The organism is Cupriavidus sp. SS-3, assembly GCF_035818815.1.
Taxonomy (GTDB): domain Bacteria; phylum Pseudomonadota; class Gammaproteobacteria; order Burkholderiales; family Burkholderiaceae; genus Cupriavidus; species Cupriavidus taiwanensis_C.
The window spans coordinates 20,786-47,715 of sequence record NZ_JAYLVT010000001.1 but is presented as its reverse complement, the minus strand read 5'-3'; the positions used below and the strand labels follow the sequence as shown (position 1 = coordinate 47,715).

At 69.4% G+C, this 26,930-nt stretch carries 20 protein-coding genes; 9 read left to right on the top strand and 11 right to left on the bottom strand.

The annotated features are described in order from the left end of the window. Nucleotides 1–50 precede the first annotated feature (50 nt). Nucleotides 51–1,337 (bottom strand): MFS transporter, encoded by a 1,287-nt coding sequence (locus U9J39_RS00185; protein ID WP_115711890.1) that lies wholly within the window; start codon nucleotides 1,335–1,337, stop codon nucleotides 51–53. 235 nt (nucleotides 1,338–1,572) lie between these two features. Here U9J39_RS00185 and U9J39_RS00180 point away from each other — a divergent pair, with 235 nt between their 5' ends. Beyond that, a complete protein-coding gene (locus tag U9J39_RS00180) occupies nucleotides 1,573–2,490 on the top strand; it encodes a LysR family transcriptional regulator (protein WP_116314711.1) in 918 nt (305 codons plus the stop codon). Between the two features lie 187 nt (nucleotides 2,491–2,677). Here U9J39_RS00180 and U9J39_RS00175 read toward each other — a convergent pair whose 3' ends face one another. Then, nucleotides 2,678–3,376, bottom strand: a complete 699-nt coding sequence (locus tag U9J39_RS00175; protein ID WP_115682157.1) for a hydrolase — start codon at nucleotides 3,374–3,376, stop codon at nucleotides 2,678–2,680. Between the two features lie 343 nt (nucleotides 3,377–3,719). Between U9J39_RS00175 and U9J39_RS00170 the strand changes: the two genes are divergently transcribed. The 3 genes from U9J39_RS00170 to U9J39_RS00160 are packed head-to-tail and all read left to right on the top strand — an operon-like array spanning nucleotide 3,720 to nucleotide 5,997. Continuing rightward, nucleotides 3,720–4,016, top strand: coding sequence for a DUF3649 domain-containing protein (locus U9J39_RS00170; RefSeq protein WP_326346254.1), 297 nt, complete (start codon nucleotides 3,720–3,722; stop codon nucleotides 4,014–4,016). Further along, on the top strand, nucleotides 4,016–5,656 hold the full coding sequence (locus U9J39_RS00165) for a PepSY-associated TM helix domain-containing protein (RefSeq protein WP_115711894.1): 1,641 nt from the start codon (nucleotides 4,016–4,018) through the stop codon (nucleotides 5,654–5,656). The genes U9J39_RS00170 and U9J39_RS00165 overlap by 1 nt, the downstream gene beginning before the upstream one ends. Then, nucleotides 5,653–5,997, top strand: coding sequence for a DUF3325 domain-containing protein (locus U9J39_RS00160; RefSeq protein ID WP_116313680.1), 345 nt, complete (start codon nucleotides 5,653–5,655; stop codon nucleotides 5,995–5,997). Before U9J39_RS00165 ends, U9J39_RS00160 begins: the two co-directional genes overlap by 4 nt. A gap of 33 nt (nucleotides 5,998–6,030) precedes the next feature. Here U9J39_RS00160 and U9J39_RS00155 read toward each other — a convergent pair whose 3' ends face one another. From U9J39_RS00155 to fusA, 4 genes are all read right to left on the bottom strand, one after another. Next, nucleotides 6,031–10,491, bottom strand: a complete 4,461-nt coding sequence (locus U9J39_RS00155) for a response regulator (RefSeq protein ID WP_442784876.1) — start codon at nucleotides 10,489–10,491, stop codon at nucleotides 6,031–6,033. A gap of 167 nt (nucleotides 10,492–10,658) precedes the next feature. Beyond that, the gene (locus U9J39_RS00150; protein WP_062804057.1) at nucleotides 10,659–11,084 is read right to left on the bottom strand and encodes a PRC-barrel domain-containing protein; all 426 of its coding nucleotides are present in this window, start codon (nucleotides 11,082–11,084) and stop codon (nucleotides 10,659–10,661) included. A gap of 191 nt (nucleotides 11,085–11,275) precedes the next feature. Then, nucleotides 11,276–12,397, bottom strand: coding sequence for a porin (locus U9J39_RS00145; protein ID WP_326346253.1), 1,122 nt, complete (start codon nucleotides 12,395–12,397; stop codon nucleotides 11,276–11,278). Nucleotides 12,398–12,926: 529 nt separating this feature from the next. Further along, entirely contained in the window at nucleotides 12,927–15,035 is a 2,109-nt protein-coding gene (gene fusA / locus U9J39_RS00140; protein ID WP_326346252.1) for an elongation factor G, read from the bottom strand. Between the two features lie 293 nt (nucleotides 15,036–15,328). Here fusA and U9J39_RS00135 point away from each other — a divergent pair, with 293 nt between their 5' ends. Continuing rightward, nucleotides 15,329–15,958 carry a response regulator transcription factor gene (locus U9J39_RS00135; protein ID WP_026164172.1) on the top strand — a complete coding sequence of 210 codons (630 nt, stop codon included), beginning with the start codon at nucleotides 15,329–15,331 and terminating at the stop codon, nucleotides 15,956–15,958. Between the two features lie 76 nt (nucleotides 15,959–16,034). Here U9J39_RS00135 and U9J39_RS00130 read toward each other — a convergent pair whose 3' ends face one another. Then, nucleotides 16,035–16,802 carry a FadR/GntR family transcriptional regulator gene (locus U9J39_RS00130; RefSeq protein ID WP_115682163.1) on the bottom strand — a complete coding sequence of 256 codons (768 nt, stop codon included), beginning with the start codon at nucleotides 16,800–16,802 and terminating at the stop codon, nucleotides 16,035–16,037. Nucleotides 16,803–16,969: 167 nt separating this feature from the next. Between U9J39_RS00130 and gudD the strand changes: the two genes are divergently transcribed. The 3 genes from gudD to U9J39_RS00115 all read left to right on the top strand — a co-directional run bounded on the left by gudD (nucleotide 16,970) and on the right by U9J39_RS00115 (nucleotide 20,533). Continuing rightward, nucleotides 16,970–18,325 carry a glucarate dehydratase gene (gene gudD / locus U9J39_RS00125; protein WP_115711899.1) on the top strand — a complete coding sequence of 452 codons (1,356 nt, stop codon included), beginning with the start codon at nucleotides 16,970–16,972 and terminating at the stop codon, nucleotides 18,323–18,325. 91 nt (nucleotides 18,326–18,416) lie between these two features. Next, nucleotides 18,417–19,439 carry a Bug family tripartite tricarboxylate transporter substrate binding protein gene (locus U9J39_RS00120; protein ID WP_326346251.1) on the top strand — a complete coding sequence of 341 codons (1,023 nt, stop codon included), beginning with the start codon at nucleotides 18,417–18,419 and terminating at the stop codon, nucleotides 19,437–19,439. Between the two features lie 98 nt (nucleotides 19,440–19,537). After that, a complete protein-coding gene (locus U9J39_RS00115) occupies nucleotides 19,538–20,533 on the top strand; it encodes a Bug family tripartite tricarboxylate transporter substrate binding protein (RefSeq protein ID WP_115682166.1) in 996 nt (331 codons plus the stop codon). 128 nt (nucleotides 20,534–20,661) lie between these two features. Here U9J39_RS00115 and U9J39_RS00110 read toward each other — a convergent pair whose 3' ends face one another. Further along, entirely contained in the window at nucleotides 20,662–22,188 is a 1,527-nt protein-coding gene (locus U9J39_RS00110; RefSeq protein ID WP_116313677.1) for an aldehyde dehydrogenase (NADP(+)), read from the bottom strand. A gap of 114 nt (nucleotides 22,189–22,302) precedes the next feature. Continuing rightward, nucleotides 22,303–23,217, bottom strand: coding sequence for a 5-dehydro-4-deoxyglucarate dehydratase (gene kdgD / locus U9J39_RS00105; protein ID WP_111520918.1), 915 nt, complete (start codon nucleotides 23,215–23,217; stop codon nucleotides 22,303–22,305). A 393-nt stretch (nucleotides 23,218–23,610) separates the two neighbouring features. Here kdgD and U9J39_RS00100 point away from each other — a divergent pair, with 393 nt between their 5' ends. Continuing rightward, entirely contained in the window at nucleotides 23,611–24,591 is a 981-nt protein-coding gene (locus tag U9J39_RS00100) for a DedA family protein/thiosulfate sulfurtransferase GlpE (protein WP_115682168.1), read from the top strand. 10 nt (nucleotides 24,592–24,601) lie between these two features. Here the strand turns inward: U9J39_RS00100 and U9J39_RS00095 are convergent, their stop codons facing one another. Next, nucleotides 24,602–25,558, bottom strand: a complete 957-nt coding sequence (locus U9J39_RS00095; RefSeq protein WP_326346250.1) for a DUF1177 domain-containing protein — start codon at nucleotides 25,556–25,558, stop codon at nucleotides 24,602–24,604. A gap of 58 nt (nucleotides 25,559–25,616) precedes the next feature. Beyond that, on the bottom strand, nucleotides 25,617–26,777 hold the full coding sequence (locus tag U9J39_RS00090) for a porin (RefSeq protein WP_326346249.1): 1,161 nt from the start codon (nucleotides 26,775–26,777) through the stop codon (nucleotides 25,617–25,619). Nucleotides 26,778–26,930 lie beyond the last annotated feature (153 nt).

Here is a 26,930-nt window from a genome sequence, read left to right as displayed (position 1 = left end):
GGGAGCTCCTTGGTGAGTGATGGTCGGGATCACGGCGTCGCGATGCCGCATCAGCGGCGTGCGGGCAGCTTGTTGCACAGGATGATGACGGCCGCCAGCAGCGGCAACGCGGCCATCATCAGCATGCCGAGATGGAGGTTGCCGGTCGCGGTCTTGGTCCAGCCGATGGTGGCCGGTCCCCAGAAGCCGCCCGACAGGCCGATGGTGTTGATCAGCGCAATGCCGCCCGCCGCCGCCGGGCCCTGGATGTATTCGGCCGGCATGGCCCAGAACACGGTGTACGCCATCCACAGTCCCATGGTGGCGAGCGTCAGCAGCACCAGCGTCGCCACCAGGTTGCCGTCCGCCAGCACCGAGGCCGCCAGCAGCATGGCTGCCGCCAGTGCCGGCAGCGCGCAGTGCAGGCGCCGCTCGCCCGAGCGGTCGGACTTGCGGCCCATGTAGTACATGCCGAACGCGGCCGCCACGTATGGGATGGCCGCGTACCAGCCCAGCCGCACGGTATCGTCCACGCCCTGCGCCTTGATCATGGTCGGCAGCCAGAAGCTGATGGCGTAGATCGCCGCGATGATGCAGAAGTAGGCCAGCGCGAGCACATAGACGCGCGGATCGCGGGCCACGGCGCCGAAGCCATGCTTGTGCGCGGCGACCGGCCCCAGTTCGGCTTCCAGCAGGCGCCGTTCGGCGTCGCTGAGCCAGCTCGCCTGCGCCGGGCGGTCCGGCACCAGCGACAGCGCCAGCATGCCGAGCAGCACGCAAGGCAGGCCCTCGACCAGGAACATCCATTGCCAGCCCGCCAGTCCGCCATAGCCCGCCAGCGCGGTCATCAGCCATGCCGACGCCGGCGCGCCGACGATGCCGCCGATCGGTCCCGCCAGGAACACGATGGCGATGGCGCGCGCCATGCGTTGCGGACCGTACCAGCACGACAGGTAATAGATCATGCCGGGCGCGAAGCCGGCCTCGAACACGCCGAGCAGGAAGCGCAACGCGTAGAACGTCGGCACGTCCCGCACGAACACCATGCAGGCCGAGGTAAGCCCCCACAGCACCAGGATCCGGCTGAAGGTCTTGCGGGCCCCGACCCGCGGCAGCATCAGGTTGCTCGGCAGTTCGAACAGCACATAGCCCACGAAGAAGATGCCGGCGCCCACGCCGTAGGCCGCGTCGGAAAAGCCCAGGTCGCTTTGCATCTGCAGCTTGGCAAAGCCGACGTTAACCCGGTCCAGGTAGGCGAACAGGTAGCAGACCAGCAGGAAGGGCAACAGGCGCCAGTTGATCCGGCTGTAAAGGCTGGAAGCGCCGTCCATGGCGCCCGCGGTAGGGATGGCTAGCATGCTCGCTGTCTCCGGTGTGGTTGCGGCCCGGTGGGCTCGGTGGGGCTTGGTCGTGTCCCTCGTGTGCTGAATCGTGGCAGCCGCGGGCGGGCTGGCAAACAGCAACTCAGGCCACACTTCGTTCTGTTCCGGGCAACGCACCGGTCGAGGTGGCCCACGCTGCCCATGGCAAGCAAGGCAAGGCGCGTTCGGGTATCGTTACCACTGCGGAAAAATGGCGGAACAGGCGTTCGACATGCGAGAGATCAATCAGCAGCGGCTGCGATACTTCCGTGAAGTGCTGGCGCACGGCACCATCCGCGGCGCGGCGGACAGCCTGAACACATCGCCCTCGGTGATCACGCGGCAGATCCGGCTGCTGGAGGAAGAGCTGGGCGCGCTGCTGTTCGAGCGCGAGCCACGCGGGCTGCGGCCCACCGCCGCGGCGGCGCACCTGGTGGAATTCTGGCGCGGCTACCGTTCGCACCAGGAGAAGCTGGAAGACCAGCTGCACGCGCTGCAGGGGTTGCAGCAAGGCGAGGTCAGGCTGGTCCTGAGCGAGGGCTATGTCGACCTGCTCGTCAACGAAGTGCTGGCACGGTTCTGTGCGCGCTATCCGCGCCTGGATATCCGCATGGACATCCTTGCGGTCGATGGCGTGCTGGAGGAGGTGGCGGAAAGCCGCGCGCATATCGGCCTGGCCTACAATCCGCCGCCGCACCCGCGCATCGAGTATCGCGCGAGCGCGTCGCAGCCGGTGGTGCTGCTGGTCAGGCCCGACCACCCGCTGGCGCTGCGCGGCGGCGTGGCCAGTGTCGCCGACCTGCAGGCCTATCCGCTGGCCATGATGCCGGCATCGTTCGGCGTTGGCCATGCCTTGCGTATGGTCGAGTTCGCCGAGAACGTCTCGATCCGCGCGACGCTGGTCAGCAACTCACTGACCGCGCTGAAGCAGTTCGTCGCCTACGACCAGTACATGACGCTGATCGGCGAGTTCGCCGCGTATCGCGAGATCGCGGCGGGCACGCTGGCGGTGGTGCCTTTGGACCATCCCTTGTTTTCAGGCACCCAGGCCCGGCTGCTGGTGAAGGCCGGGCGGCCCCTGCCCGCGGCAGCGCTGGAACTGCTCGACCATATCGGCCGGCATATGTCGATGTTCGCGCACCGGCGCTAGCCGGGCCGCGGCTGCGGCGTCTTGCCGGCAGCGTACCGCCGCTCAGGCCAGCGTCTGCGCGACGATGGCCGCGGCGGCCAGGCTCGAGGTGCCGATGGCCAGCCAGCATCCGAGCAGCAGCGCGCCATGGGCGAGGCTTCGGCTTGGCTTCATGGTGTGGTCTCCTGTCAGAGGCTGGCTGAGTGGATCAGCGCTCGATCACCGGTGCGTGGACCGGGGCGATCGATGCGTGCGGCGTGGCGGTGCGTTGCGCGACCTTGTGCACCATGGTGTAGGCGTAGTCGATGCCCATGCCGTAGGCGCCCGAGTGTTCCTTGGCGATGCCGGTGACGGCGTCATAGGTGTCGCGGTTCTTCCAGTCGCGCTGCCACTCCAGCAGGACCTGCTGCCACGTCACCGGCACCACGCCGGCCTGGATCATGCGCTGCATGGCGTAGTCGTGCGCTTCCTTGCTGGTGCCGCCCGAGGCGTCGGCAACCATGTAGATCTCGTAGTCGCCTTCCAGCATCGCGCTCAGCGCGAAGGTGGTGTTGCAGACTTCGGTCCAGAGTCCGGCCACCACCACCTTCTTGCGCCCGGCGGCCTGCAGTGCGTCGCGCACCTTCTGGTCGTCCCACGAATTCATCGAGGTGCGCTCGAGGGTCTGCTTGCCGGGAAACACATCCAGCAACTCGGGGTAGGTGTAGCCCGAGAACGAATCGCTCTCGACCGTGGTGATGGTGGTCGGCACGTCGAACACCCGGGCCGCCTTGGCCAGCCCGATCACGTTGTTCTTCATGGCCTGGCGGTCCATCGACTGCACCCCGAAGGCCATCTGCGGCTGGTGGTCGATGATGATCAGCTGGCTGTTGCGCGGGGTCAGGACTTCGAGCTTGGCGTTCGACATGATGTTCTCCTAAAACGAATTCAAAATTGTTGATTGTATGTAGCGGCGCTTTCTGTTTGTGTCGCGCCGCCATGAGCAGAACTATAGCGAACGCCGTGATGCTTTCTGCCGACATTCATTGTCATTGTTGTTCAAAAAAATTGAAAAACGAATCGCGGCTCTGTCCAGGCGGAGGGCAGGGATTGCCTTGAGGTTGGAAATGCGAATTGTTATCATTTGTGGTCGTTTCCTGCCCGCATCGCTCTATGCCCGCCGCTTCCTTTGCCGCTTGCCATCTTTGTCCTCTCAGCCATGCCGCTCGCGCTGAAAATGCCACCGCATATGCGGCGCTGCGGGTGCCGGCGTGAGCAAGGCGCTGCAGGCTAGCGGGTGGCGCTATCGCGCGGGCGTGGGCGTGCGCGCCGTTGCCGCCATTGCCGGCGGCTATGGGCTGGCCGCGCTGGCCACCGCGGTGCTGGCGCGCTATCTGCCGATGGCGCGGCACGATGCCGTGACCACGGCGACGCTGCTGTCGTTCGCCATCTATGCCGGCGCGGCGGTCTGGGTGTTTGCGGTGCGTAGCGCCTGGCGTGCATGGGCGGGCCTGGCGCTGCCGGCCGCGCTGCTGTCGGCCATGCTGGCGCTCGGACGGGGGGCGTGATGCGCGCGGGATTCAGGCAGTCGATGGCATGGCTCCACACCTGGAGCGGCCTGCTGGTGTGCTGGGTGTTGTTCCTGATGTTCTGCGGCGGCACCGCCAGTTACTACAAGGAAGAGATTTCGCTGTGGATGCGGCCGGAGCTGCATCGCACTGCGCCCGCCGATGCCGCGCAGGTTCCGGCCGCGCAGATGGCACAAAACGCGTTGCGCTATCTGGAGCATCAGGCGCCCGATGCCGCGCGCTGGATCGTCACGCTGCCCGATGCGCGGCGCGACGCGGTCAATGTGCTGTGGACCTACAAGCCGGGGCAGGCGCCGCGCGATGCCGACGGCAAGCCGCGCCGCTTCGACACGCGCCTGCTCGATCCGGCCACCGGTGCGCCGCTGCAGGCCGCGCGCGAGACCCGCGGCGGCGAGTTCCTCTACCGCTTGCACTTCGACCTGCATTACATGCCGGCCAAGTGGGCGCGCTGGATCGCCGGCTTCTGCGCCATGTTCATGCTGGTGGCGATCGTCAGCGGCGTAATCACCCATCGCCGCATCTTTGCCGACTTCTTTACGTTCCGGCGCGGCAAGGGCCAGCGCTCCTGGCTCGATGCGCACAACGCGCTGGCGGTGCTGCCGCTGCCGTTCCACCTGATGATCACCTACACCGGGCTGGTCACGCTGCTGTTCATGTACATGCCGTGGGGCGTCGAGGCGGCATACGGCGGCGACCTGCGCGCGTTCCAGGCGCAGACCAGGCTGCGCCCGCTGCCGCCCAAGGCCGCCGGCACGGCCGCGCCGCTGGCGAGCGTGCCGGACATGATGGCGCAGGCCGGGCGCGCATGGCAGGGGGGGCAGGTGCGCCGCATCGTGGTCAACCTGCCGGGCGATGCCAACGCGACCGTGACGCTCTCGCGCGCCGAGCCCGATACGCTCTCGCACGATCCGCTCGCGCTCGAGTTCGCGGGTGCCAGCGGCGCCCTGCTGGGCGCGTATGCCGAAGACAAGTCCGCCGCCGAAATGACGCGCAGCGTCATGACCGGCCTGCATATCGCCAGCTTTGCGCCCCCCGGCCTGCGCGCGCTGTTCTTCCTGTGCGGGCTGGCGGGCTGCGCCATGGTCGCCACCGGCGCCATCCTGTGGGCGGTGCGCACGCGCCAGCAGCAGGCCAAGGCGATCGCTGCGCGGGGCCGGCCCGGGTTCGGGCTGCGCCTGGTCGAGGCGCTCAATATCGGCGCCATCGCCGGCCTGCCGGTGGCCTTTGCAAGCTATTTCTGGGCCAACCGGCTGTTGCCGGTGGCAATGGCGCAGCGGCCGGAGGCCGAGATCCGCTGGTTCTTCATGGCCTGGGCTGCGTGCGCGCTGCTGGCGCTGTGCCGGCCCACGCGCGGCATGTGGCGCGCGCAGCTGTGGGCGGGCGCGGCATTGTTCGGCACCCTCCCGCTGCTCAATGCGTTGACCACCGGCTCGCACCTGGGCGTGACCCTGCTGCAGGGGCATGGTCCGGCGGCCGTGGCCGGCTTCGACCTGGTGTCGCTGGCGCTGGGCCTGGCGCTTGGCGCCGCGGCCTGGATCACGGGCCGCCGGCAAGCCATGGGCGCACGCGTGGCATCGCGGCCGCGCAACGTCGCCGCCACCACGCAGGAGGCCGCATGAACGCGCTGGCTGGGTTCGCGCTGTCGCTGGCCGGGTTTGCCGCGCTGGCGCTGTCGCTCGAGCGCCATCATGCCGATATCCATGGCCGCGGCAGCATGCCGTCGCGCGGCGCGGTGGCGCGCTTGCGCCTGCAGGGCGCGGTGGCGCTGGCACTGGCGTTGGGACTGCATATCGCCGCGCAGGGCGGGCCGATGGGCACGGTGTCGTGGGTGGGCACGCTGACGGCCAGTGCCATCGTCGTGGCGCTGGGCCTGTCCTACGCGCCGCGCGCGGTGCCGCGCCTGCTGCCCGGCGTGGCGCTCGTCGGGCTGGCCGGCGCCGCCTGGCGGCTTGCCGGCTGAGCCGCGGCGCCTGACGCTCGCGCCGCGGCGTGCTCAGCTTGCCGGTTGTGGCCGGCCGGGCGCTTCGGCCCGCGCGGCATCGCCCCGGATCTCGGCGACGACATCGCGCAGGACTTCGAGCAGCGTCTGCGGCGGATAGGGCTTGCGCAGCACCGCCACCGCGCCCAGCGCGGCGCGCTGTGCCGGCGTCAGCTCCAGCGCGTAGCCGGTGGCGAACACCACGCCCAGCCCCGGATGGCGCGAGCGTGCTGCCAGCGCCAGGTCCACGCCGGAATCCCCGGCCAGGGCGACGTCGGTCAGCAGCACGTCGACCGCGTTGCCGGCCAGCACGGCGAGCGCCGCGCTCTCACTGTCCGCTTCCAGCGCGTGCACGCCATAGGCACGCAGCACTTCCGCGGTGCCGGCGCGTACCAGCGCGTCGTCGTCGACGCACAGCACGCGCAGCGGCGCGGCGTCCGGCGCGTGGCCGACTGGCGCCAGGTGCTGGCCCGCCGCGGCCGTCGCGGCGCGCTGGCTGCGATTTGCCAGCACGTGGCGCACCTTGCGTGCCAGCGCCTCATGCGTGTAGGGCTTGCTGAGCAGTTCGATGCCGGCATCGAGGCGTCCGTCATGCACGATGACGCTGTCGGCATAGCCCGAGGTGAACAGCACGCCCACGTCCGGCATCCGTTCGCGCAGCTTGCGCGCCAGTTCCGTGCTGCGCAGCGGGCCGGGCATCACCACGTCGCTGAACAGCAGGTCCACCGGCACGCCACGCTCGACGATGGCCAGCGCGCTGTGCGCGTCGCGCGCGCGCAGCACGTGGTAGCCCAGGCTGGCGAGCATCTCGACCACGGTGGCGCGCACGTCCTCGTCGTCTTCCACCACCAGCACGGTCTCGCTGCCGCCGCGCGCCGGGCCTGCGTCCAGTTCGATATCCGGGTCTTCGTCCTCAAGCACGCGCGGCAGGAGCAGCGTGACCGTGGTGCCGCGCCCGGGCTCGCTGGCGATCTTCACGTGTCCGTCGGACTGGCGGATAAAGCCATACACCATGCTCAGCCCCAGGCCGGTGCCCTGGCCCTCGGGCTTGGTGGTGAAGAAGGGCTCGAACACGCGTTCCTGCACCTCGGGCGCCATGCCCACGCCGGTGTCGGTGACCGACAGCAGCACATACTGCATCGGCGCGGCTGGCGCGGCTTCGTTGGCGGTTTCGTTGGTGGCTTCGCCCGGCCGCGCATTGCGCGCCGCGATGGTCAGGCGCCCGTGCCCTTGCATGGCGTCGCGCGCGTTGATCGCCAGGTTCAGCAGCGCATTCTCGACCTGGAAGGGGTCGACCAGCGTGTTCCACAGGTCGGGCGCGACCACGGTTTCGACCTCGATGCCGTCGCCCAGCGCCCGGCGCAGCATGTCGTCCAGCGTGCGCACCAGCCGGCCCAGGTTGACCACCCGCGGCGCCAGTGGCTGGCGCCGCCCGAACGCCAGCAGCTGCGATGCCAGCTTGGCGCCGCGCGCGACCCCGGCCAGCGCGTTGCGCAGGCGCGGCCCGGCGCGGTCATCGCCGGCGAGGTCGCGCGTCAGCAACTGCAGGTTGCCGCCGATCACCTGCAGCAGGTTGTTGAAATCATGCGCGACGCCGCCGGTCAGGTTGCCGATCGCCTCCATCTTCTGCGCCGTGCGCAGGGCCTCGTCGGCGTGGCGCAGCGCGGCCTGCGCTTCGCGGTCGCCGGTGACATCGCGGCCGACGCCATGGACATGGCCGTTGGCCGGATCGACCGACAGCGTCCAGGCCAGCCAGCGCAGTGCGCCGTCGGCGCGCTGCTGCCGGCATTCAAAGCGCACCGGCACGCCATCGTGGCGCAGGGCGTCCAGCTGCGCACTCGCGCCGGCCAGGTCGTCAGGGTAGATAAACGATAGATACGCGCGTCCCAGCACCTGCTGCGGCGCGTGGCCGAGCGTGCGCGTCCACGCCGGACTGACCCGCTGCAGGCAGCCATCGAAGCGCGCCACGATCAGCAGGTCTTCGCTCAGCTCCCACAGCCGGTCATGGTTGGCCACGGCCTGCGCGACGCGGCGCTCCAGCGAGGCGTTGAGTTCCTGCAGGCGGCGCTCGGTGGCCCGGCGCAGTTCGGAGAGGCGCAGATTGCTGGCCACGCGCGCCAGCAATTCCCGCGCGGAGAAGGGCTTGACCAGGTAGTCGTCGGCGCCGCTGCCCAGGCCGCTGACGCGCGCCTCCTCGCCGGCGCGGGCGGACAGCAGCAGCACCGGCGTGTCGCTCAGCGCGGCATCGGCGCGCAGCGCGCGCACCAGGCCAAAGCCGTCCAGGCGCGGCATCATCACGTCCGACACCACCAGTGCCGGCGCGTGCGCGCGCGCCAGCGCCAGCGCGGCCTCGCCGTCGGCGGCCACGGCGACGCGATGGCCGGCGGCGCCCAGCAGGCGGCGCATGTAGTCGCGCAGGTCGTCGTTGTCGTCCACCACCAGCACCAGGGCGCTGCCATGCGCCGCCTCGCCGGCTGCGGCGTCGGCCGCGCCTTGCGGGGCGGACAACGGAAGCTCATCCGCTGCCACGGTCGTTGCCGGCGGCATCTGTACCTGCGGCCAGCGCAGCGCGGTCTCGACATAGGCGCGCGCCTGCACGCTGCTGGCCGGCGGCGCGGCGTCGGCCTCCGCAGCCACCTCAGTGGCCGCATCCATGGCTACGTCGGCGCCGGCCGGCAGGCGCACGGTAAAACAGGTGCCCTCGCCGGGGGTGCTCTGCACGTCGATGGTGCCGCCATGCAGCCGCACCAGTTCCTGCACCAGCGCCAGCCCGATGCCGCTGCCTTCGATGCTGCGGCCCTGGGCGCCTTCGACGCGATGAAAGCGCTCGAAGATGCGCGGCAGTTCCGCCGCCGGGATGCCGATGCCGGTGTCGCGCACGGTCAGCACTACGGCGTCGTCGCCCTGCGGCGCGACCGCCACGGTGATGGTGCCGGCGAAGGTGAACTTGAAGGCGTTGGAGACCAGGTTCAGCACGATGGTCTCCCACATGTCGCGGTCCACCGCCACGGCGTGCGCCAGCGGCGGGCACAGCGGCGGGCAGTCGACCCGCAGCGTGATGCCGGCCGCTTCCACGCTGGCGCGGAACAGCGAGGCCAGGTCCGCCGTCAGCGCGGCCACGTCGGTGGGCTGGCGCCGCATCGTCACGCGGCCGGACTCGATGCGCGAGAAGTCCAGCAGCGCATTGACCAGCTTGAGCAGGCGCAGCCCGTTGCGATGCGTCATCTCCAGCATGGCGCGGTCCTCGCCGGAACCGGCGCGGCGCACCAGTTCTTCCAGCGGGCCCAGCATCAGCGTCAGCGGCGTGCGGAACTCGTGGCTGATATTGGAGAAGAACGCGGTCTTGGCGCGGTCGATTTCGGCCAGCGCCTCGGCGCGCTTGCGCTCCGCCTCATAGGCCAGAGCCGAATGCATGGCGGCGCCGATCTGCCCCGCCGCCAGCGTCAGGAAGCTGCGGTAGCGCTCGTCGAACAGGCGGAACGGATTCAGGCCGACCACCAGCACGCCGCGATGCGACGCGCTGCCCGACGGCGCCACCTCGATCACGGCCGCGCGCGACGGCGGCACGCCCCAGGCACCGCCCGGCAGCGGTACGGCGAAGCGCTCCGCCAGGCCGTCGAGCAGCACCGGCTGCTGCTGCGCCAGGACTTCGGCCACCGGCCACGGCCAGTGCGCGTCCAGCGCGATCTGCGCGGGCGCGCCCGGGTGGCCGCTATCGACGCCGATGCCGATGGCGCCGGCGCGCTGCAGCGCGCGTGCGCCGGGCTCGGCAATGTACAGCAGCGCGAACACGATGTCGCGCGGGTCCGACGACAGCGCCGCCATGGCGCGCCCGCACGCGTCGCGCCAGGCGCGCGCCTCGCTGGCCGTTGCCGCCACGTCGCGCAGCACGTTCAGCTGGCGCTCGGCCAGCACGCGCTCGGTGTCGTCGCTGTTGGCGCAGATGATGCCGCCGGTGCCGCCGTGGTCGTCCGGCACCGGGCTGTAAGAGAAGGTGTAGTAGGTTTCCTCCGGGTAGCCGTTGCGCTCCATGATCAGCAGCTTCTGCTCGACGAAGGTGCCTTCGCTGCCGGTCATGGCAGTGGCCAGCAGGGGGCCGATCTCGGGCCAGATCTCGCGCCACACCACGGAGGTGGGCTGGCCGAGCGCGGCGGGGTGCTTGCCGCCGATGATCGATTTGTAGGCGTCGTTGTAGAAGAAGTGCAGGGCGTCGCCCCAGCCGATCCAGATCGGCTGGCGCGAGGTCAGCATGATGCGGATCGCGGTCTTGAGGCTGTTCGGCCAGCCTTGCGGGGGCCCGAGCGGGGTCGAGTCCCAGTCGAAGCCGCGCATCAGCGCGCCCATCTCGCCACCGCCGGAGAGAAAGCCGGGCATGTCGCCGGGCGGGACGGGCGCCGCGCTGGCGCCGGGAGTTGCGGTTTCGGCCAGGGGCGGCGGAGATGGCAGGGGCGTCATGCTGGCGGCGGGTGTCCTCATGGTGGTCTCTCGGGCACGCCGGCCCCGGCGTCCGGCCCGCGCGTCTTGGCAGACTGTGCCTAGCCTTGCCGTGCAATGCAAGCGGGCCGCGAGGCGCCTGTCGCGGCGCACTCGCGGCCCTGGTTCGCAGCGTGCTGCGATCAGCCTGCCGCGGGCTTACTGTGGGCTTACAGCGGCGGAGAGACCCAGTACGGGTCGCGCCCGTAGTATTCGTGCAGCGACTTGCCCCACTGCGGGTCGGCCATGCTCGGCCAGCTGTCCTTGTTGAAGCCCGGCGCGGACTTGATCCGGTCCGCCGTCACGGCGATCCGGAAGCACTTTTCGTCGGTATCCATGACCAGCGCGTTCCACGGAATGGCGTGCAGCGTGTCACCCATGCCGAGGAAGCCGCCGGTGGTCAGCACCGCATAGGCAATGCGCCCGTGCGGCACGTCCAGCATGATCTCGGAGATCTTGCCGACATGTTCGCCATCGGACGAATAGGCCTTGGTGCCATCCAGGCTGGAAGCCGCCATCACTTCCGGGCCCGGGCCTTCGCCCACGCCGGAACCGACGATGGCTGCGCCTTGACTGCTGGGAGGTTGCGTTTGCATGCTGTGCTCCTTGTCGCGAGACGGTGGAATGCTTGGCGTGCGCAATGACCATGCCTGCGCCGCTTTGCCGTGGTTTCCACGTGGATCGCCCCGCTGCGCGCCCGTTGGCACCCCCCGCGGAGGTAATTCTTTCGCGTGGCTTGCAAAAACAACGCATCCGCACGGACGCCGCGCGGCATTCGGCAGCCGCTTCAGAAGTGGTGCCGCATGCCAAGCATCACGCCCACGCGCGTGCTGCGCGCCACGTCGGTGGCGGGCGTGCCAGCCCAGTACTCGGTCTCGCGGCCGACCGCGCCGCCGCGCGCGCGCACCACGTCGGCTTCCAGGTACAGGCTGGTGCGCCGGGACAGGGCGTAGTCGGCCACCACCGCGACGCTGTCGGCGTTGCCGCTGCCCAGCAGCACCGGCACCTGCAGGAACTGCGTGGTCACGTGGCCGCGCTGCCAGTAGCGGTAATAGGCGCCGGATACATGCAGCGCGGGCGTGAGCTGGTAGCCCAGCCCGGCGAAGGCGATGTTGAAGCGCGCGCCGCCCACGGCCGGATTTCGCGCCGATTCGCGCCGGCCCATGTGGCCCACGTAGAAGGTGGCCTTGCCGGCTGCGTAGGAGCCGCCCACGGCGTAGTTGCGTACCGTGCTGCCGCCGTCGGCGCTGCGGCGCTGGTCATAGGCCGCGCCCAGCGCCAGCGCGCCCTGCTGCAGCATCAGCCCGCCGCCCAGCGTGGCGCCGCGCGCCAGGCTGCCGGCTTGCCCGCCGGCGCCGTAGTCCAGTTGCAGCGTCAGCGGGCCGGCGCTCTTCTTGTAGACCACGCTGTGGTCGATGCGATAGTCCTGGAAGAAGATGTCGCCGCCCAGGTAGATCGGATCGGACCAGAAGTTGCCCCAGCCCTGGTCCAGCGGATTGAAGGCCCAGCCGATATTGTTCAGGGCGTTGTACTGGCGGCCGAAGGTCAGGCTGCCCCAGTCGCCGGCCAGGCCGGCATAGGCCTGGCGGCCAAACAGCGCCTGGTAGCTGGCGCGGCCGTCGTCGCTGCCGATGCCGGCCTCGAGCTGGAAGATGGCGTGCTGGCCGCCGCCCAGGTTTTCGTCGCCCTTCAGGCCGAAGCGGCTGCCGACCATGCCGCCGGAGACCAGCGCCGCCTGGTCGTGGTGATGGCCGTCGAGGTTCGAGGTGTAGCGCACGGCTGTGCTGACGATGCCATAGACGGTGACGCCCGGCTGCGCATGGGCGCGCCCCGCGGTGAGGGCAGTGATAAGGGCAGCGACGGGCAACAGCCCGGCCGCCGGCAGCCAGTGGCTGGCTGTCTTCTTCATGGAGGGTCCTCCGGAGGGCCGGATCCGGACGGCGCGGTAGCGTGCCGGAGCGGATCCGTCAGGCCGATGGCCTGCGGGTTCCAGTCCCGCGCGGGGGCACGCGGGTCGTCATCGGGCCTGGCGCAACGGATGCGTGGCCCGGGCGAGGGTCGAAGCGGGCGACGATGCCTGGAGGGTCGGCGAATGCCGGCAGTATTGCCGGGCAAGCCTTGGGCAGCGCCGCTTGCCGGCGCCACGGGAGCGGCCCGAAGGCCATGGAGCGGGTTCGCCGGCGCCCGCTTCGGCAAGCGTTTTTCGGCAATGGCCGATCGGGCTTGGAAGGCGCATGCCGGGTCGTCCCCGGCGCGGCGAACCGGGCGTAGTTTACCCGCACTGGGTCAGCGCCCTTGAAAAGTGCTTCGTCCGGCGCTGGTTGCTGGCCTGATCAGGCCGCTGGCGTGCCCCCTCTACCGCATGCGGGAGAGGGGTGGAGGAGAGGGCCGGCGCGTCAACGAACTCGGTCGCCACACACCGGCCGGGGGCGGACGCCTCAGCCCACCCGCTTCGCCGAGATCACCGCTTCCGCCACATTGGCCGGGGCCTCGGCGTAGTGCTTGAACTCCATGGTGAAGGTCGCGCGTCCCTGCGTCAGCGAGCGCAGCGTGGTGGAGTAGCCGAACATGGTCGCCAGCGGCACTTCGGCGCGCACGATCTTGCCACCGCCGCCGGCGATGTCTTCCATGCCGTGCACCATGCCGCGGCGCGACGACAGATCGCCCATCACGTTGCCGGTGAATTCCTCGGGCGTCTCCACCTCGACCGCCATCATCGGCTCCAGCAGCGTCGGCCGGGCGCGGCGCATGCCTTCCTTGAACGCCATCGAGCCGGCCATGCGGAACGCGTTTTCGTTCGAGTCGACGTCGTGGTAAGAGCCGAATACCAGCGTGGCCTTGATGTCGACCACCGGGTACCCCGCCAGCACGCCCGACTGCATGGTCTCGCGGATGCCCTTGTCCACCGCGGGGATGAACTCGCGCGGCACCACGCCGCCCTTGATCGCATCGACGAACTCGTAGCCGCCGCCATGCGGCATCGGCTCCAGGTTCAGCACCACGTGGCCGTACTGGCCGCGCCCGCCCGACTGCTTGATGAACTTGCCCTCGACGTCGCGCGCGGCGTGGCGGATGGTCTCGCGGTACGCCACCTGCGGCTTGCCGACCGAGGCTTCGACGCCGAATTCGCGCCGCATGCGGTCGACCAGGATTTCCAGGTGCAGCTCGCCCATGCCGGAGATGATGGTCTGCCCGGACTCTTCGTCCGTGGTCACGCGGAACGACGGGTCTTCCTGCGCCAGCCGGTTCAGCGCGATGCCCATCTTCTCCTGGTCGGCCTTGGTCTTCGGCTCCACCGCCTGCGAGATCACCGGCTCGGGAAAGCTCATGCGCTCCAGGATGATGACCTTGTCGGGGTCGCACAGCGTGTCGCCGGTGGTGGCCTCCTTCAGGCCCACCGCCGCGGCGATGTCGCCGGCGCGCACTTCCTTGATCTCGTGGCGCACGTTGGCGTGCATCTGCAGGATGCGCCCCAGGCGCTCGCGCTTGCCCTTGAGCGGGTTGTAGACGCTGTCGCCCGAGCTGACCACGCCGGAATACACGCGGAAGAAGATCAGCTGGCCGACAAAGGGGTCGGTCATGATCTTGAACGCCAGCGCGGCGAACGGCTCGTCGTCGCTGGGGTGGCGCTCGGCCTCGCGGTCGTCCTCGGTGTGGCCCAGGATGGCGGGCACGTCGGCGGGCGACGGCAGGTAGTCGATCACCGCGTCGAGCATGCTCTGCACGCCCTTGTTCTTGAAGGCGCTGCCGCACAGCATCGGCACGATCTCGTTGGCGATGGTGCGCTTGCGCAGGCCCTGCTTGATCTGGTCCTCGGTCAGCGGCTCGCCCGACAGGTACTGGTTCAGCAGCGCCTCGTCGGCCTCGGCGGCGGCCTCGACCATCTTGTCGCGCCATTCCTGCGCGGTGGCGAGCAGGTCTGCGGGGATGTCCTGGTACTCGAAGCGCACGCCCTGGCTGGCCTCGTCCCAGACGATGGCCTTCATCTTGACCAGGTCGACCACGCCCTGGAAGTGGTCCTCGGCGCCCAGCGGAATCTGGATCGGCACGGCGCGGCCGCGCAGGCGCTCGGCAATCTGCGCCTGCACGCGGAAGAAGTCGGCGCCGATGCGGTCCATCTTGTTGACGAAGGCGATGCGCGGCACCGCGTACTTGTTGGCCTGGCGCCAGACGGTTTCGGATTGCGGCTGCACGCCGCCGACGGCGTCGTAGACCATGCAGGCACCGTCCAGCACGCGCATGGAGCGCTCGACTTCGATGGTGAAGTCGACGTGCCCCGGCGTATCGATGATGTTGATGCGGTGCTCGGGATAATTGCCGGCCATGCCTTTCCAGAAGGCGGTAGTGGCGGCCGAGGTGATGGTGATGCCGCGCTCCTGCTCCTGCTCCATCCAGTCCATGGTGGCCGCGCCATCGTGCACTTCGCCAAGCTTGTGGTTGACGCCCGTGTAGAACAGGATGCGCTCGGTCGTCGTGGTCTTGCCGGCGTCGATATGCGCGCTGATGCCGATATTGCGGTAGCGCTCGATGGGGGTCTTGCGGGGCACAGTGTTCTCCATGGATGAAACACGCCCGAATAGAGTAGCACCACTGGCCGCTCCCCGTTGCCCCTGCCGCGGGCAGGGACACGCGCTTCGGGGCGGCCCGCGCACGGTCCCGCGCGTCTGAGGCGGGCCTAGGATTTTCGCTGCAACCGAAGCGGATTCCTCCCATCCTGTGCGCGCCTGCGGCTCCCTATACTGGCGTGGCATCGCGCACCGGCATGCGCCGTTCCTGCCAGCCCGTTCCAGCATCGGGATGTTGCCTCCGCCGATGCCTGCCTAGAACCTGGACCCCGCGCATGACAACCATCCTGATCGTTGACGACCATCCGGCGATGCGGTTGGTGCTTCGGCACCATCTGTCGCAACTGCTTGGCGTCGACGAGGTGATCGAGGCGGACAACGGGCAATGCGCCATCGAAATGGTGCGCGCACGCATGCCGGACCTGGTGCTGCTCGACCTCGACATCCCGCGCTCGAGCGGGCTCGACGTGGCGCCGCGCCTGCGCGCGATCCATCCGCAGGTGCGCATCCTGGTGGTGACGGCGCTGGACCCGGCCGTGTTCGTCAGCCGTTCGTGGCAGGCGGGCGCGCAGGGCTTCGTCAGCAAGACCCAGGACATCAAGGAAATCCTGCGCGCGGTCGAGGCCGTGCTGGCGGGCTATACCGTGTTCCCAGTGCTGGGCCGCGGCGGCGCGCCGCGCCAGTCGATGTCGGCCGACGACGAGATGCTGCGGCGGCTGTCCGACAAGGAACTGGTGGTGCTGCAGATGCTGGCGCGCGGCATGTCGTACAAGGCCATCAGCGAAAGCCTCTTTATCAGCAACAAGACCGTCAGCAGCTACAAGGCCCGCATCATGAACAAGCTGCAGGTGTCGTCGCTGGTCGAACTGGTCGACTTCGCGCGCCGCTGCCGGTTGACGCCTTAGCGGCGGGCGCCGGCGTCACTATTCATTAGACATCGTATGACTTGCCGGCGCATGCCCGCCGCATGCGCGTCCCGCCTCAGCCTTGCGGGCCGGCCGAGCCGGACGCCTTGCGCAGCCGCTCGCGGCTGTTGGTCAGGTGCATGCGCATGGCGGCCTTGGCGGCGTCGGGGTCGCGGCGCTCGATCGCGTCGTAGATGTTCTCGTGCTCGATGCTGACCCGCTCCAGGTACTGCACGCGCTCGGGGGTGCTGACCTGCAGCCGGCTGCGCGGGATCACCATGGTGCCCAGGTGACCCATGATGTCGGTGAAATAGCGGTTGCCGGTGGCGCGCGCGATGGCCAGGTGGAAGGCGAAGTCGCTCTCTACCGCGTCATTGCCCTCGCCGGCGCCGTGCTTGAGCTCGTCCAGCGCCTGGCGCATCGCCGCAAGTTGCGCCTCGGTGCGGCGCGCGGCCGCCAGGCCGGCCGCCTCGGCTTCCACGCTGACGCGGAATTCCAGCATCGCCATCACATCCATGGCCGTGCCCAGCGTGTCCGGCCCGATCCGGAATGGCGACGGCGCTTCGGCCGGGCGTTCCAGCACGAAGGTGCCGATGCCGTGGCGCGTCTCCACCAGGCCGCTGGCCTGTAGCCGCGACAGCGCTTCGCGCACCACGGTGCGGCTCACGCCCATGGTGGCCATGATCTCGGATTCGGTGGGTAGCTTGTCGCCGGGCTTGAGCTGGCCCTGGCGGATCTCCTCGCCAAGGGCTTGTACGACTTCTTCGGCAAGCGTGCGGCCGCGGCGGCGCAACGGGGTCGGGGCGGAACTCGGGGTCGGCGCGAGAGGCTGGGCGTTCGGCATGGCAGCTACGTACGAATTCAGGGATACGGGCGGGCTTTCCCGGACTTGACCGGCCCGAGAATGCCTCATTATACTGGGTTATCAGTCATACGATGACAGATAACATACGCAACACAAGGCCCGGGTGAAGGATCGTACGCCCGGGGCCAGCCGGAGACATTGCCGAGATGACCCCTACCGCCGCCCCCATGGCGTCCGCCCATACCCCGGTCGTGACCGAACTGACCGTGGTGCCCGTTGCCGGGCATGACAGCATGCTGATGAACCTGTCCGGCGCCCATGGCCCGTACTTCACGCGCAATATCGTGATCGTGCGCGACAGCGCCGGCCATACCGGCGTCGGCGAAGTGCCGGGCGGCGAAGGCATCCGCCAGACCCTGGAAGACGCGCGCCCGCTGCTGGTGGGCCAGCCCATCGGCCAGTACCAGGCCATGCTGAACCGCGTGCGTGCGGCCTTTGCCGGCCGCGACGCCGGCGGCCGCGGCCTGCAGACCTTCGACCTGCGCATCACCATCCACGCCGTCACGGCCCTGGAGGCGGCGCTGCTCGACCTGCTCGGCCAGCACCTGGAGGTGCCGGTGGCCGCGCTGCTGGGCGAAGGCCAGCAGCGCGACGCGGTGGAGATGCTGGGGTACCTGTTCTATATCGGCGAGCGCCAGCGCACCACGCTGGACTACCGCACCGAGCCGGACGCGGACAACGCGTGGTTCCGCCTGCGCAATGAAGCGGCGATGACGCCCGAGGCCGTGGTGCGCCTGGCCGAAGCGGCGTATGAGCGCTACGGCTTCAATGACTTCAAGCTCAAGGGCGGCGTGCTGCGCGGCGACGAAGAGATGGAAGCGATCCTGGCGCTGGCCGAGCGCTTCCCCAGGGCGCGCATCACGCTCGATCCCAACGGCGCCTGGTCGCTGGCGGACGCCGTGCGCCTGTGCCGCGACAAGCGCGGCGTGCTGGCCTATGCCGAAGATCCGTGTGGCGCCGAAGACGGCTACTCGGGCCGCGAGATCATGGCCGAGTTCCGCACCGCCACCGGCCTGCCCACCGCCACCAACATGATCGCCACCGACTGGCGCCAGATGGGGCATGCGGTGCGGCTGCAGTCGGTCGACATCCCGCTGGCCGACCCGCATTTCTGGACCATGCAGGGCTCGGTGCGGGTGGCCCAGATGTGCGCCGAATGGGGCCTGACCTGGGGCTCGCATTCGAACAACCACTTCGATATCTCGCTGGCGATGTTCACGCACGTGGCGGCGGCCGCGCCGGGACGCGTCACCGCGATCGACACCCACTGGATCTGGCAGGACGGCGAACACCTGACCCGCAACCCGCTGCAGATCGAAGGCGGGCTGGTGCAGGTGCCCAAGACCCCGGGGCTGGGCGTCGAGCTCGACCCGGATGCGCTGGCGCGCGCGCACGAGCTGTACCAGCGCAAGGGCCTGGGCGCGCGCGACGATGCCGCGGCGATGCAGTTCCTGATCCCGGGCTGGCAGTTCAACAACAAGGCGCCGTGCATGGTGCGCTGACGCGCCACCGGCGACGACGCCAACGGCCATTGCCCCTCATCCATCCCGCGGCGGCAGGCCTCTCTCATCAAAAACAGTGCAGGAGACAACCATGACCACATTCCAACGCCAGGGCGCGCCGCGCCTGCCTCACTGGCTGCGCGCCGTTGCGCTCGGCTCGGTCGCCGCGGTCGCGGCGCTGACCTTCATCGGCCCGGCCGGCGCCGCGGCGCAGGACTGGCCGCAACGTCCGGTATCGGTGGTGGTGCCGTTCCCGCCGGGCGGCTCCAGCGATGCCATCGCGCGCATGCTGACGGTGCCGCTCAACGAGAAGCTGGGCCAGCCATTCGTGATCGACAACCGCCCCGGCGCGACCGGCGCCATCGGCGCCACCTACGTCAAGCGCGCGCCGGCCGACGGCTACACCATGATGGTGGCGTCGATCGGCGTCTATGCGGTCAATCCGTTCCTGCAGAAGAACCTGGCCTATGACCCGGCCAAGGACTTCGACCTGCTGACCGTGGCGGTGCGCGCGCCCAACGTGCTGGTGGCCAACCCGCAGTTCCCGGCCAACACGCTGGCGGAACTGGTGGCATACATGAAGAAGAACCCGGGCAAGGTCAGCTTTGCCTCGTCCGGCGCCGGCTCGTCCGACCACCTGACCGCGGCGCTGTTCTGGCAGAAGAGCGCCACCGACGGCCTGCACGTGCCCTACAAGGGCGGTGGCCCGGCCATCTCGGACCTGCTGGCCGGACAGGTGGACGTGTCGTTCCAGAACGTCAACGCGGTGCTGCAGCACATCCGTGCCGGCAAGCTCAAGGCGATGGCGGTGACGTCCGACAAGCGCTCGCCGGTGCTGCCCAATGTGCCCACCATGGCCGAGGCCGGCATCAAGGATGTCGAGGTCTACTCGTGGCAGGGCGTGGCCGCGCCGCGCGGCCTGCCGCCGGAGATCAAGAGCCGCCTGCACGGCGCGCTGGTGTCGTCGCTGAACGACCCCAAGATGCGCCAGAAGCTGTCCGAGAGCGGCTTCGAGGTGGTGGCCAACACCCCCGAGCAGTTCAACCAGTTCGAGGCGCAGGAGCTGCAGCGCTGGAAGACCGTGATCGAGAAGGGCAAGATCGCGCTGGACTGAAAACCGCCGCATAAAACCCAATACCAAAGCACCGACCGCGCCGGCCCTGCACGTGCATCGTGCCGCGCCGGCGCGCGCCCTCGACTGGAGACCACAGCATGACTTACGGACGCCGCAACTTCCTCAAGCAATCCTCCGCCCTGGCCGCCGGGCTCGCCGCGGGGCCGCTCGCCGGCCTGTCGTCGGCCGCGCACGCCGCGGACTGGCCCACCCGCCCGATCCGCCTGGTGGTGCCGTACACCGCCGGCGGCTCGTCGGACATCATCGCGCGCCTGATCAGCAAGCAGCTGGGCGAGGCGCTGGGCCAGTCGGTGGTGGTCGACAACCGCCCCGGCGCCAACGGCAACGTCGGCGCGGCACTGGTCGCGCAGGCGACCGACAACCACACGCTGCTGCTGTGCGATATCGGCGCGCTGGCGATCAGCCCGTCGGTCTACACCAAGCTGACCTTCAATATCGCCAAGGACCTGAAGCCGGTGTCGATGCTGGCGTATTCGCCGCACCTGCTGGTGGTGCATCCGTCGGTGCAGGTGACCAGCGTGAAGGAACTGGTGGCGCTGTCGCAGCGCAGCCAGCTCAATTTCGCCGTGACCGCCATCGGCAGCGCGCCGCACCTGGCCGGCGTGGCGGTGGAGCAGGCCACCGGCGCCAAGTGGCAGTACGTGCCCTACAAGGGCGGCTCGCAGGCCATTGCCGACACCGTCGGCGGCAGCGCCCAGGTGCTGATGAACGGTATGCTCGCCACGCTGCCGCATGTGCAGTCGGGCAAGCTCAAGCTGATCGCACAGTCCAAGCGCACGCGCATGCCGCTGCTGCAGAACGTGCCGACCATCGCCGAGCAGGGCGTGCCGAACTTCGAGTCGGGCACCTGGCAGGGCGTGATGGCCCCGGCCAGCATGCCCGATGCGATGGTGGCGCGCATCAGCGCCGAACTGATCCGCATCATCCGCGCCCCTGACTTGCGCGCCCAGCTGGTGGCGCAGGGCGCCGAAGTGGTGACGATGACGCCGGGGGAAACCGGCAAGTTCTTTGTTGCCGAGCAAACACGCTGGGCGGGGGTGGTGAAGCAGGCGGGGATCAAGCTGGAGGCTTGAGGGGCAGGTGTTGGCAAGGGATGGCTCGCATGGGGAATGCGGGCCGTTTTTTTTTGCGGGGGCCTAGAGGAGGCGTGGCCAAAAGCAAAAAGCCCCGCACCAGGCGGGGCACGTCTCAATGGCTCTTGTTATTTCCGCAGCGCCGCCGGCATCAGCCCCTGCGGCAGGTTCTGGTAGCAAACCGGCCGCAGGAACCGGTCGATCGCCGTAGCGCCCACCGAAGTCGTACGCACATCGGACGTCGCCGGGAACGGCCCGCCGTGCACCATCGCGTACGCCACCTCGACGCCGGTGGGATAGCCGTTGCACAGCACGCGCCCGGCCTTGCGTTCCAGCACCGGCAGCAGGCGCTGCGCCGCCGCGTGGTCGGCGTCGTCGAGCTGCATCGTGGCGGTCAGCTGGCCTTCGAGCTGGCGCGCCACGGTCAGCATCTCCTCCATATCGCGGCACACCACCAGCACCGTCGATGGGCCGAACACCTCGGCCTGCATGCGGTGGTCAGCCAGGAACTGCGCGGCGGTGGTTTCGAACATCTCCGGCCGGGCCTGGTTGGTGCCGCTGGCGTCCACGCCATTGCCGATGCGCTGCAAGCCGTCGAGCGATGCCAGCTGGGCCACGCCCTGCTGATACGCGGCATGGATGCCGGGCGTCAGCATGGTGGCGGCAGGCTTGCCTTGCAGCGCGCCCAGCGCCGCCGCGCGGAACTTGTCCAGCGCCGGGCCTTCGATGCCGAGCACCAGTCCGGGGTTGGTGCAGAACTGGCCGACCCCGAGCACCAGTGACTCGACCAGCTGGCGGCCGATCTCCTCGCCGCGCGCGGCGAGCGCGGCGGGCAGCAGGAACACGGGGTTGATGCTGCTCATCTCGGCATACACCGGGATCGGCTGCGGGCGCGCGTTGGCGGCGCGCATCAGCGCCATGCCGCCGGCGCGCGAGCCGGTGAAGCCGACCGCCTGGATCGCCGGATGCGACACCAGCGCGGTGCCGATGGCATTGCCCGCGCCCACCAGCAGCGAGAACACGCCCTCGGGCAGGCCGGCGTCGCGCACCGCTTGCTGGATTGCGCGCCCGACCAGCTCGGAGGTGCCCAGGTGTGCCGGGTGCGCCTTGACCACCACCGGGCAGCCCGCGGCCAGCGCCGCGGCGGTGTCGCCGCCGGCCACGGAAAAGGCCAGCGGGAAGTTGCTGGCGCCAAACACCGCAACCGGGCCGATGGCGATGCGCTGCATGCGCAGGTCCGGCCGCGGCGGGGTGCGCTCGGGCAGCGCGGGGTCGAAGGTGGCTTGCTGCCAGCGGCCCTCGCGCAGCACGGTGGCGAACAGGCGCAGCTGGCCGGCGGTGCGGCCGCGCTCGCCTTGCAGGCGCGCGATCGGCAGCGCGCTTTCCAGGTGGGCGCGCTCGATCAGCGTGTCGCCCAGCGCCTCGATGCCCGCCGCGATGGCTTCAAGGAAGGCCGCGCGCTGTTCGGGCGTGGTGTTGCGGTACGTGTCGAAGGCGGCTTCGGCCAGCGCGCAGGCGCGCTCGACCTCGGCCTCGCCGCCACCGTGGAAGTCAGGGCCGATCGCCGCGCCGGTGGCGGGGTTGATCGCCTGCAGCGTCGCTTCGGTGCCGCGCACGGCTTGCGCGCCGATCAGCATGTCGCCGGTGATTTGCATGGAAGGAATCCTTGTCAGCGTTTGGAACGGGAAGCCGGCCGGAGGGCATGCGCCCCACGGCCGGCTGGTCGGAATGCGAGGCGGGGACGGCGCGCTGGCCATCCGCGTGCCGGGTTACTGCGGTCCGAGCTTGTTGATCAGCGCGCCCAGCATCTCCATTTCCTCGCCGGTCAGGTCCGTCAGCGGCGCGCGCACGGGACCGCCGTCGCGGCCCACCAGGCGCGCGCCCGCCTTGACGATGCTGACCGCATAGCCGGCCTTGCGGTTGCGGATGGCCAGGTAGGGCAGGAAGAAGTCGTCGATCAGGCGGCCCACGGTGTCGTGGTCGTCCGCGGCGATGGCACGGTAGAAGTCCATCGCCGTCTTCGGGATGAAGTTGAACACCGCCGACGAATACACCGGCACGCCCAGCGCTTTGTAGGCCGCGGCATAGACCTCGGCGGTGGGCAGGCCGCCCAGGTAGGAGAAGCGGTCGCCCAGCTTGCGGCGGATGCTGACCATGGCTTCGATGTCGCCCACGCCGTCCTTGAAGCCGATCAGGTTGGGGCAGCGCGCGGCCAGGCGGGCCAGCTGGTCGGCGTTGAGCTTCGAATTGGCGCGGTTGTAGACGATCACGCCGATATCGACCGCCTTGCAGACTTCTTCCACGTGGGCGGCAATGCCGTCCTGGCTGGCTTCGGTCAGGTAGTGCGGCAGCAGCAGCACGCCCGCGGCGCCAAGACGCTGGGCTTCCTGCGCGTAGGCGATGGCGGTGCGGGTCGGGCCGCCGGCGCCGGCCAGGATCGGCACCTTGCCGGCGCAGGTGCGCACCGCGGTGTCGACCACGGCCGAGTAGTCCTGCGGCGTCAGCGAAAAGAATTCGCCAGTGCCGCCTGCCGCGAACAGGGCCGTGGCGCCGTAGGGGGCCAGCCATTCGAGGCGCGCGGCGTAGGACTTCGGCGCGAAGTCGCCCTGGGCGTCGAAGTCGGTGATGGGGAAGGACAGCAGGCCTTCGGAGACGATTTGCTTGAGTTCGTTGGGTGCGAGCATTGCGGCAATCCAGGGCGGGCCGGTGGCCCGGGGTGGCAGAAGCGGCTGGCTGCGGCGTGGCAGGTCAGTCGAGTTATCAGTCATCGTACGACAAGAAAATTGGGATGGCAATAGGGGACGGACGTTCCCCGGGTTAACCGGGAGCGGAACGCCTTCTACGCATCAGAGCAAGAAGGGATAGCATGAGCGGCGGGTGCATGACATCACGTTGGGGTGCGTCGTACGGTCGGTGGCCCACGGTACGGCGCAGGCGGCACAGCGCCATGTTGTCGGACAACGTAATTCGCATGACGCCTGATCCACTCAGCGAATTTGAACCGACCATGCAAAGCTGGCGCGCCACGGGCATCCCGGCGCTGGCACACTGGCGTCCTGGACCAAAGGGGGAGAGCGGTGGGAGAGTTACAGGCCTTGCTGGAAAACCACGGGCTGATGCTGGTGTTCCTGAACGTACTGGTCGAGCAGGCCGGCCTGCCGGTGCCGGCCTATCCGATGCTGTTCGTCGCCGGCGCGCTGGGCGTGCAGGAGACCGGGCCGTCGATCGGCGCGGTGCTGGCCGCGGTCATCGTCGCCTGCCTGATTGCCGACACCGGCTGGTACTTCGCCGGGCGCCGGCTGGGGCAGCCGATGCTGCGCACCATCTGCAAGGTCTCGATCTCGCCCGATTCCTGCATCCGCCAGACCCAGTCGCTGTACCTGCGCGTGGGACCGCGCTCGCTGGTGGTCGCCAAGCTGCTGCCGGGCGCCGGCGCGCTGTCGACCGCGATGGCCGGCATGACTGGCACGCCGCTGCCGGTATTCCTGTTCTACGACGCGATCGGCGCGCTGGTGTGGGCCGGCAGCGGGCTGCTGATCGGCGTGGTGTTCAGCGACTTCATCGATGCCATTCTTGAGGGCTTCAGCACCTACGGCCATATGGCGCTGGTGGCGGTGGTGGGGGCCTTCCTGGTATTCCTGGCCTGGCGCTCGTGGCGCCGCCTGCGGCTGCTGCGCATCACGAAGCGAGTGCCGCGCATGAGCGTGGATGAGCTGGAATCGCGGCGGCTGGCCGGCGCGCTGCCGGTCGTGATCGACGTGCGCGCCCATGGCGACGTGCCGATGGAGCGCATTCCCGGCTCGATGGTGCTCGACATGCAGGGCGCGCTCGACAGCCTCGACGCGCTCGGCGTGGCGCCCGCCGAAGCCGACATCGTGGTCTATTGCGCCTGCCCGAACGAGATGTCCGCGGCGCTGCTGGCCGAACGCCTGCGCGTGGCCGGCTATCCCAGGACCTGGGCGCTGGCCGGCGGCTTCGACGAATGGAAGCGGCGGCACGGCGCCACCGTGCCGCCCGCCGTCACCCATCCCGGCACGGGCCAGGCGACGGGACGCTGAGCCCCGGCCCTCAGCGCTGGCCGGCGGTCTGGAACACCGACAGGTCGGGGTAGATCGCGCGGATCTTCTGCCATTCGGCAGCATTGAAGAACTGGCACTTGCCGGCGCCGAAGCGCTTGGACACTTCGACGCAGAAGCGCACCGCCTCGGCGATGTCGATCTCGTGGTTGGCCGAGGTCGCGCTGCCCGACACCACCGACTGCGCCGTCACCGCCACGCCTACCACCGGCGCCTGCGTGGCCACGTGCGGCTGCATGATGCTGTTGAAGTGGTACAGGCCGTTGTGGTACGGCGTGATGTCCTGCAGCGAGAGCGGGAAGGTCACCGCCGGGCAGCCGGTGGTCGATTCCATGGCCGCTACCAGGTCCGGCGCCACGCGCAGGATATAGCCCTGCATCGCCGTCGGCGAGATCGCAAAGCCGCGGTGCTTGACGATGCTGTTGCCCTTGGACGCATCGATCGACAGGATCGCGTCCATTTCCGGCAGCACCTGGTAGTCGTTCATGGTGTCGGACGACACCGGCATGCCCATGAACGGCACCGGGTCGTGCGGCACCATCGAGACATTGGTCGACAGGTGCGTGGTCACGATCACGTCGCCCGCCACGTGGTCGTCGCGCGCCTTCATCTGCGCCAGCTTCAGCGCCACCGCCAGGCAGCCGATCGGGCCATCGGCATCGGACACCAGCCCCACCAGTTCCGGACGCGCGCCGATGGCGCCGTTGCGGCCGATCACGCCCAGCGTCGGCGCCGTGCCGCCGCCGCGCTTGCCGGCGCTGCCCGGGATCACGATGGTGATGAAGTCGGTGGTGTTGGCCGTGTTCTCGGGCGGCGCGTTGTTGACCGTGGTGACTTGCACCGACACGCCGGCGTTGGCGTAGGGCGCGAACAGTTCGCTGACGAGCGCGCCGTTGGCGTGCGGGCTGTCCAGGGCTTCGTGAATGACCAGCGTCTGCTGCAGGGCCATGGCTTTCTCCAAAGTTTGCCCCCGCCGCGCGGTGCGGGCAGGGCGTTCTACAAATCGGTCAGAACTGGTGGCGCAGGCCGACCATCACCGTGGTCTGGGTGTCGCGCCCGTCCAGCGGCGTGCCGCTGCCGCCGGTCCAGCTGGTGGTGTTGTTGCCGAACAGGCCCGACCAGTCGCCGTGGACGCGGTCGTAGGCCAGCGCCAGGTAGGCGTCGGTGCGCTTGCTGAATGCATAGTCGGCAACGGCATACGCGGTGGTTCGGTTGCCGCTGAAGTTGTCGGCGCGGGTGCGGTTGTGCATCACGCTGCCGGTCAGGGTGACGTTGCCGGTCACGGCGTAGCTCGCGCCCAGCGTGAAGAAGTCGTCGTGGCGGCTGCCGCCGAACACCGAGCTGATCGCCGCCCGGTTGGTCGGCGTGGCCGCGGTCGACATGCTGGTGATGGTGGCCGTATCGGTGCCGCCCTTCGACGAGTCGAAGCCCGCGTCGCGGTCGCTGTGGATGTAGTTGGCGAACAGGCTGGCGCGGCCGACCGCGGCCTTCAGGCCGGCCAGGTAGATGTTGGCGTTGCGGCTCTGGCTGTCGCGGGTCTGCTGGAAGTCGCCGACCGCGGTGATCGGCCCGGCCGCGTACCTGACGCCAAACGACATCGATGACATCGCGCGGGTGTTGCCCGCGGTCTCGCCCAGCGCGTATTCCGCGATCACCGACACCGGGCCGAAATTGCCGGTATAGCTGACGGCGTTGTCGTAGCGCTGGCCGGTCAGGTAGACCATCCACGCATTGGACGGCGCCGCGCCCACGCCAAGCGGATCGACGTAGTACAGCATGGTGTTGGCGGTGGTGTACTGCCGGCCCAGCGCCAGCTCGCCCCAGCGGTTGCCGATCTTCACGTACGCCTGGCGCCCGAACAGCTGGCCTTGCTGGTCGAGCCGGCCGGTATCGGCCAGCAGCCCGTTCTCCAGCACGAAGCCCGCCTTTACGCCGCCGCCCAGGTCCTCGACGCCCTTCAGGCCGAAGCGGCTGCCGGACAGGAAGCCTTCGCCGCCCTGTTGCAGGCCGACCTGCGCGTCGCCGGCGGGGTTGGAGTGGGTCTGGTATGTCAGCGCGGTATCGATGACGCCGTACAGCGTGACGCCAGACTGGGCCATGGTGGTGACGGGCAGGGCCACCAGCGCGGGAAACACCAGGCGCACGGCATGGCGAAGGGTTGGGCTCATTGTGGTTTCTCCTCCAGAAGGCAAAAGGGAGGCCTCGCGGGCTGCGCTGGGCGGCCCGCGGGCGGATTCTTGTTTGGTTGCTATGGGCTTGGTGGCCCGATGTGGCTCGCTTGCTGATTCACGATCCATCGCGAGTGTGTGCTCCCCTCTCCC

What these genes read in the sequence shown, in the direction of transcription:
- U9J39_RS00185 (WP_115711890.1), bottom strand. Translation starts at nt 1,337, where the DNA reads ATGCTAGCCATCCCTACCGCGGGCGCCATGGACGGCGCTTCCAGCCTT.
- U9J39_RS00115 (WP_115682166.1), top strand. Translation starts at nt 19,538, where the DNA reads ATGACTTACGGACGCCGCAACTTCCTCAAGCAATCCTCCGCCCTGGCC.
- U9J39_RS00120 (WP_326346251.1), top strand. Translation starts at nt 18,417, where the DNA reads ATGACCACATTCCAACGCCAGGGCGCGCCGCGCCTGCCTCACTGGCTG.
- U9J39_RS00130 (WP_115682163.1), bottom strand. Translation starts at nt 16,802, where the DNA reads ATGCCGAACGCCCAGCCTCTCGCGCCGACCCCGAGTTCCGCCCCGACC.
- kdgD (WP_111520918.1), bottom strand. Translation starts at nt 23,217, where the DNA reads ATGCTCGCACCCAACGAACTCAAGCAAATCGTCTCCGAAGGCCTGCTG.
- U9J39_RS00145 (WP_326346253.1), bottom strand. Translation starts at nt 12,397, where the DNA reads ATGAAGAAGACAGCCAGCCACTGGCTGCCGGCGGCCGGGCTGTTGCCC.
- U9J39_RS00110 (WP_116313677.1), bottom strand. Translation starts at nt 22,188, where the DNA reads ATGCAAATCACCGGCGACATGCTGATCGGCGCGCAAGCCGTGCGCGGC.
- U9J39_RS00160 (WP_116313680.1), top strand. Translation starts at nt 5,653, where the DNA reads ATGAACGCGCTGGCTGGGTTCGCGCTGTCGCTGGCCGGGTTTGCCGCG.
- U9J39_RS00135 (WP_026164172.1), top strand. Translation starts at nt 15,329, where the DNA reads ATGACAACCATCCTGATCGTTGACGACCATCCGGCGATGCGGTTGGTG.
- U9J39_RS00180 (WP_116314711.1), top strand. Translation starts at nt 1,573, where the DNA reads ATGCGAGAGATCAATCAGCAGCGGCTGCGATACTTCCGTGAAGTGCTG.
- U9J39_RS00090 (WP_326346249.1), bottom strand. Translation starts at nt 26,777, where the DNA reads ATGAGCCCAACCCTTCGCCATGCCGTGCGCCTGGTGTTTCCCGCGCTG.
- U9J39_RS00175 (WP_115682157.1), bottom strand. Translation starts at nt 3,376, where the DNA reads ATGTCGAACGCCAAGCTCGAAGTCCTGACCCCGCGCAACAGCCAGCTG.
- U9J39_RS00165 (WP_115711894.1), top strand. Translation starts at nt 4,016, where the DNA reads ATGCGCGCGGGATTCAGGCAGTCGATGGCATGGCTCCACACCTGGAGC.
- U9J39_RS00150 (WP_062804057.1), bottom strand. Translation starts at nt 11,084, where the DNA reads ATGCAAACGCAACCTCCCAGCAGTCAAGGCGCAGCCATCGTCGGTTCC.
- gudD (WP_115711899.1), top strand. Translation starts at nt 16,970, where the DNA reads ATGACCCCTACCGCCGCCCCCATGGCGTCCGCCCATACCCCGGTCGTG.
- U9J39_RS00095 (WP_326346250.1), bottom strand. Translation starts at nt 25,558, where the DNA reads ATGGCCCTGCAGCAGACGCTGGTCATTCACGAAGCCCTGGACAGCCCG.
- U9J39_RS00155 (WP_442784876.1), bottom strand. Translation starts at nt 10,491, where the DNA reads ATGAGGACACCCGCCGCCAGCATGACGCCCCTGCCATCTCCGCCGCCC.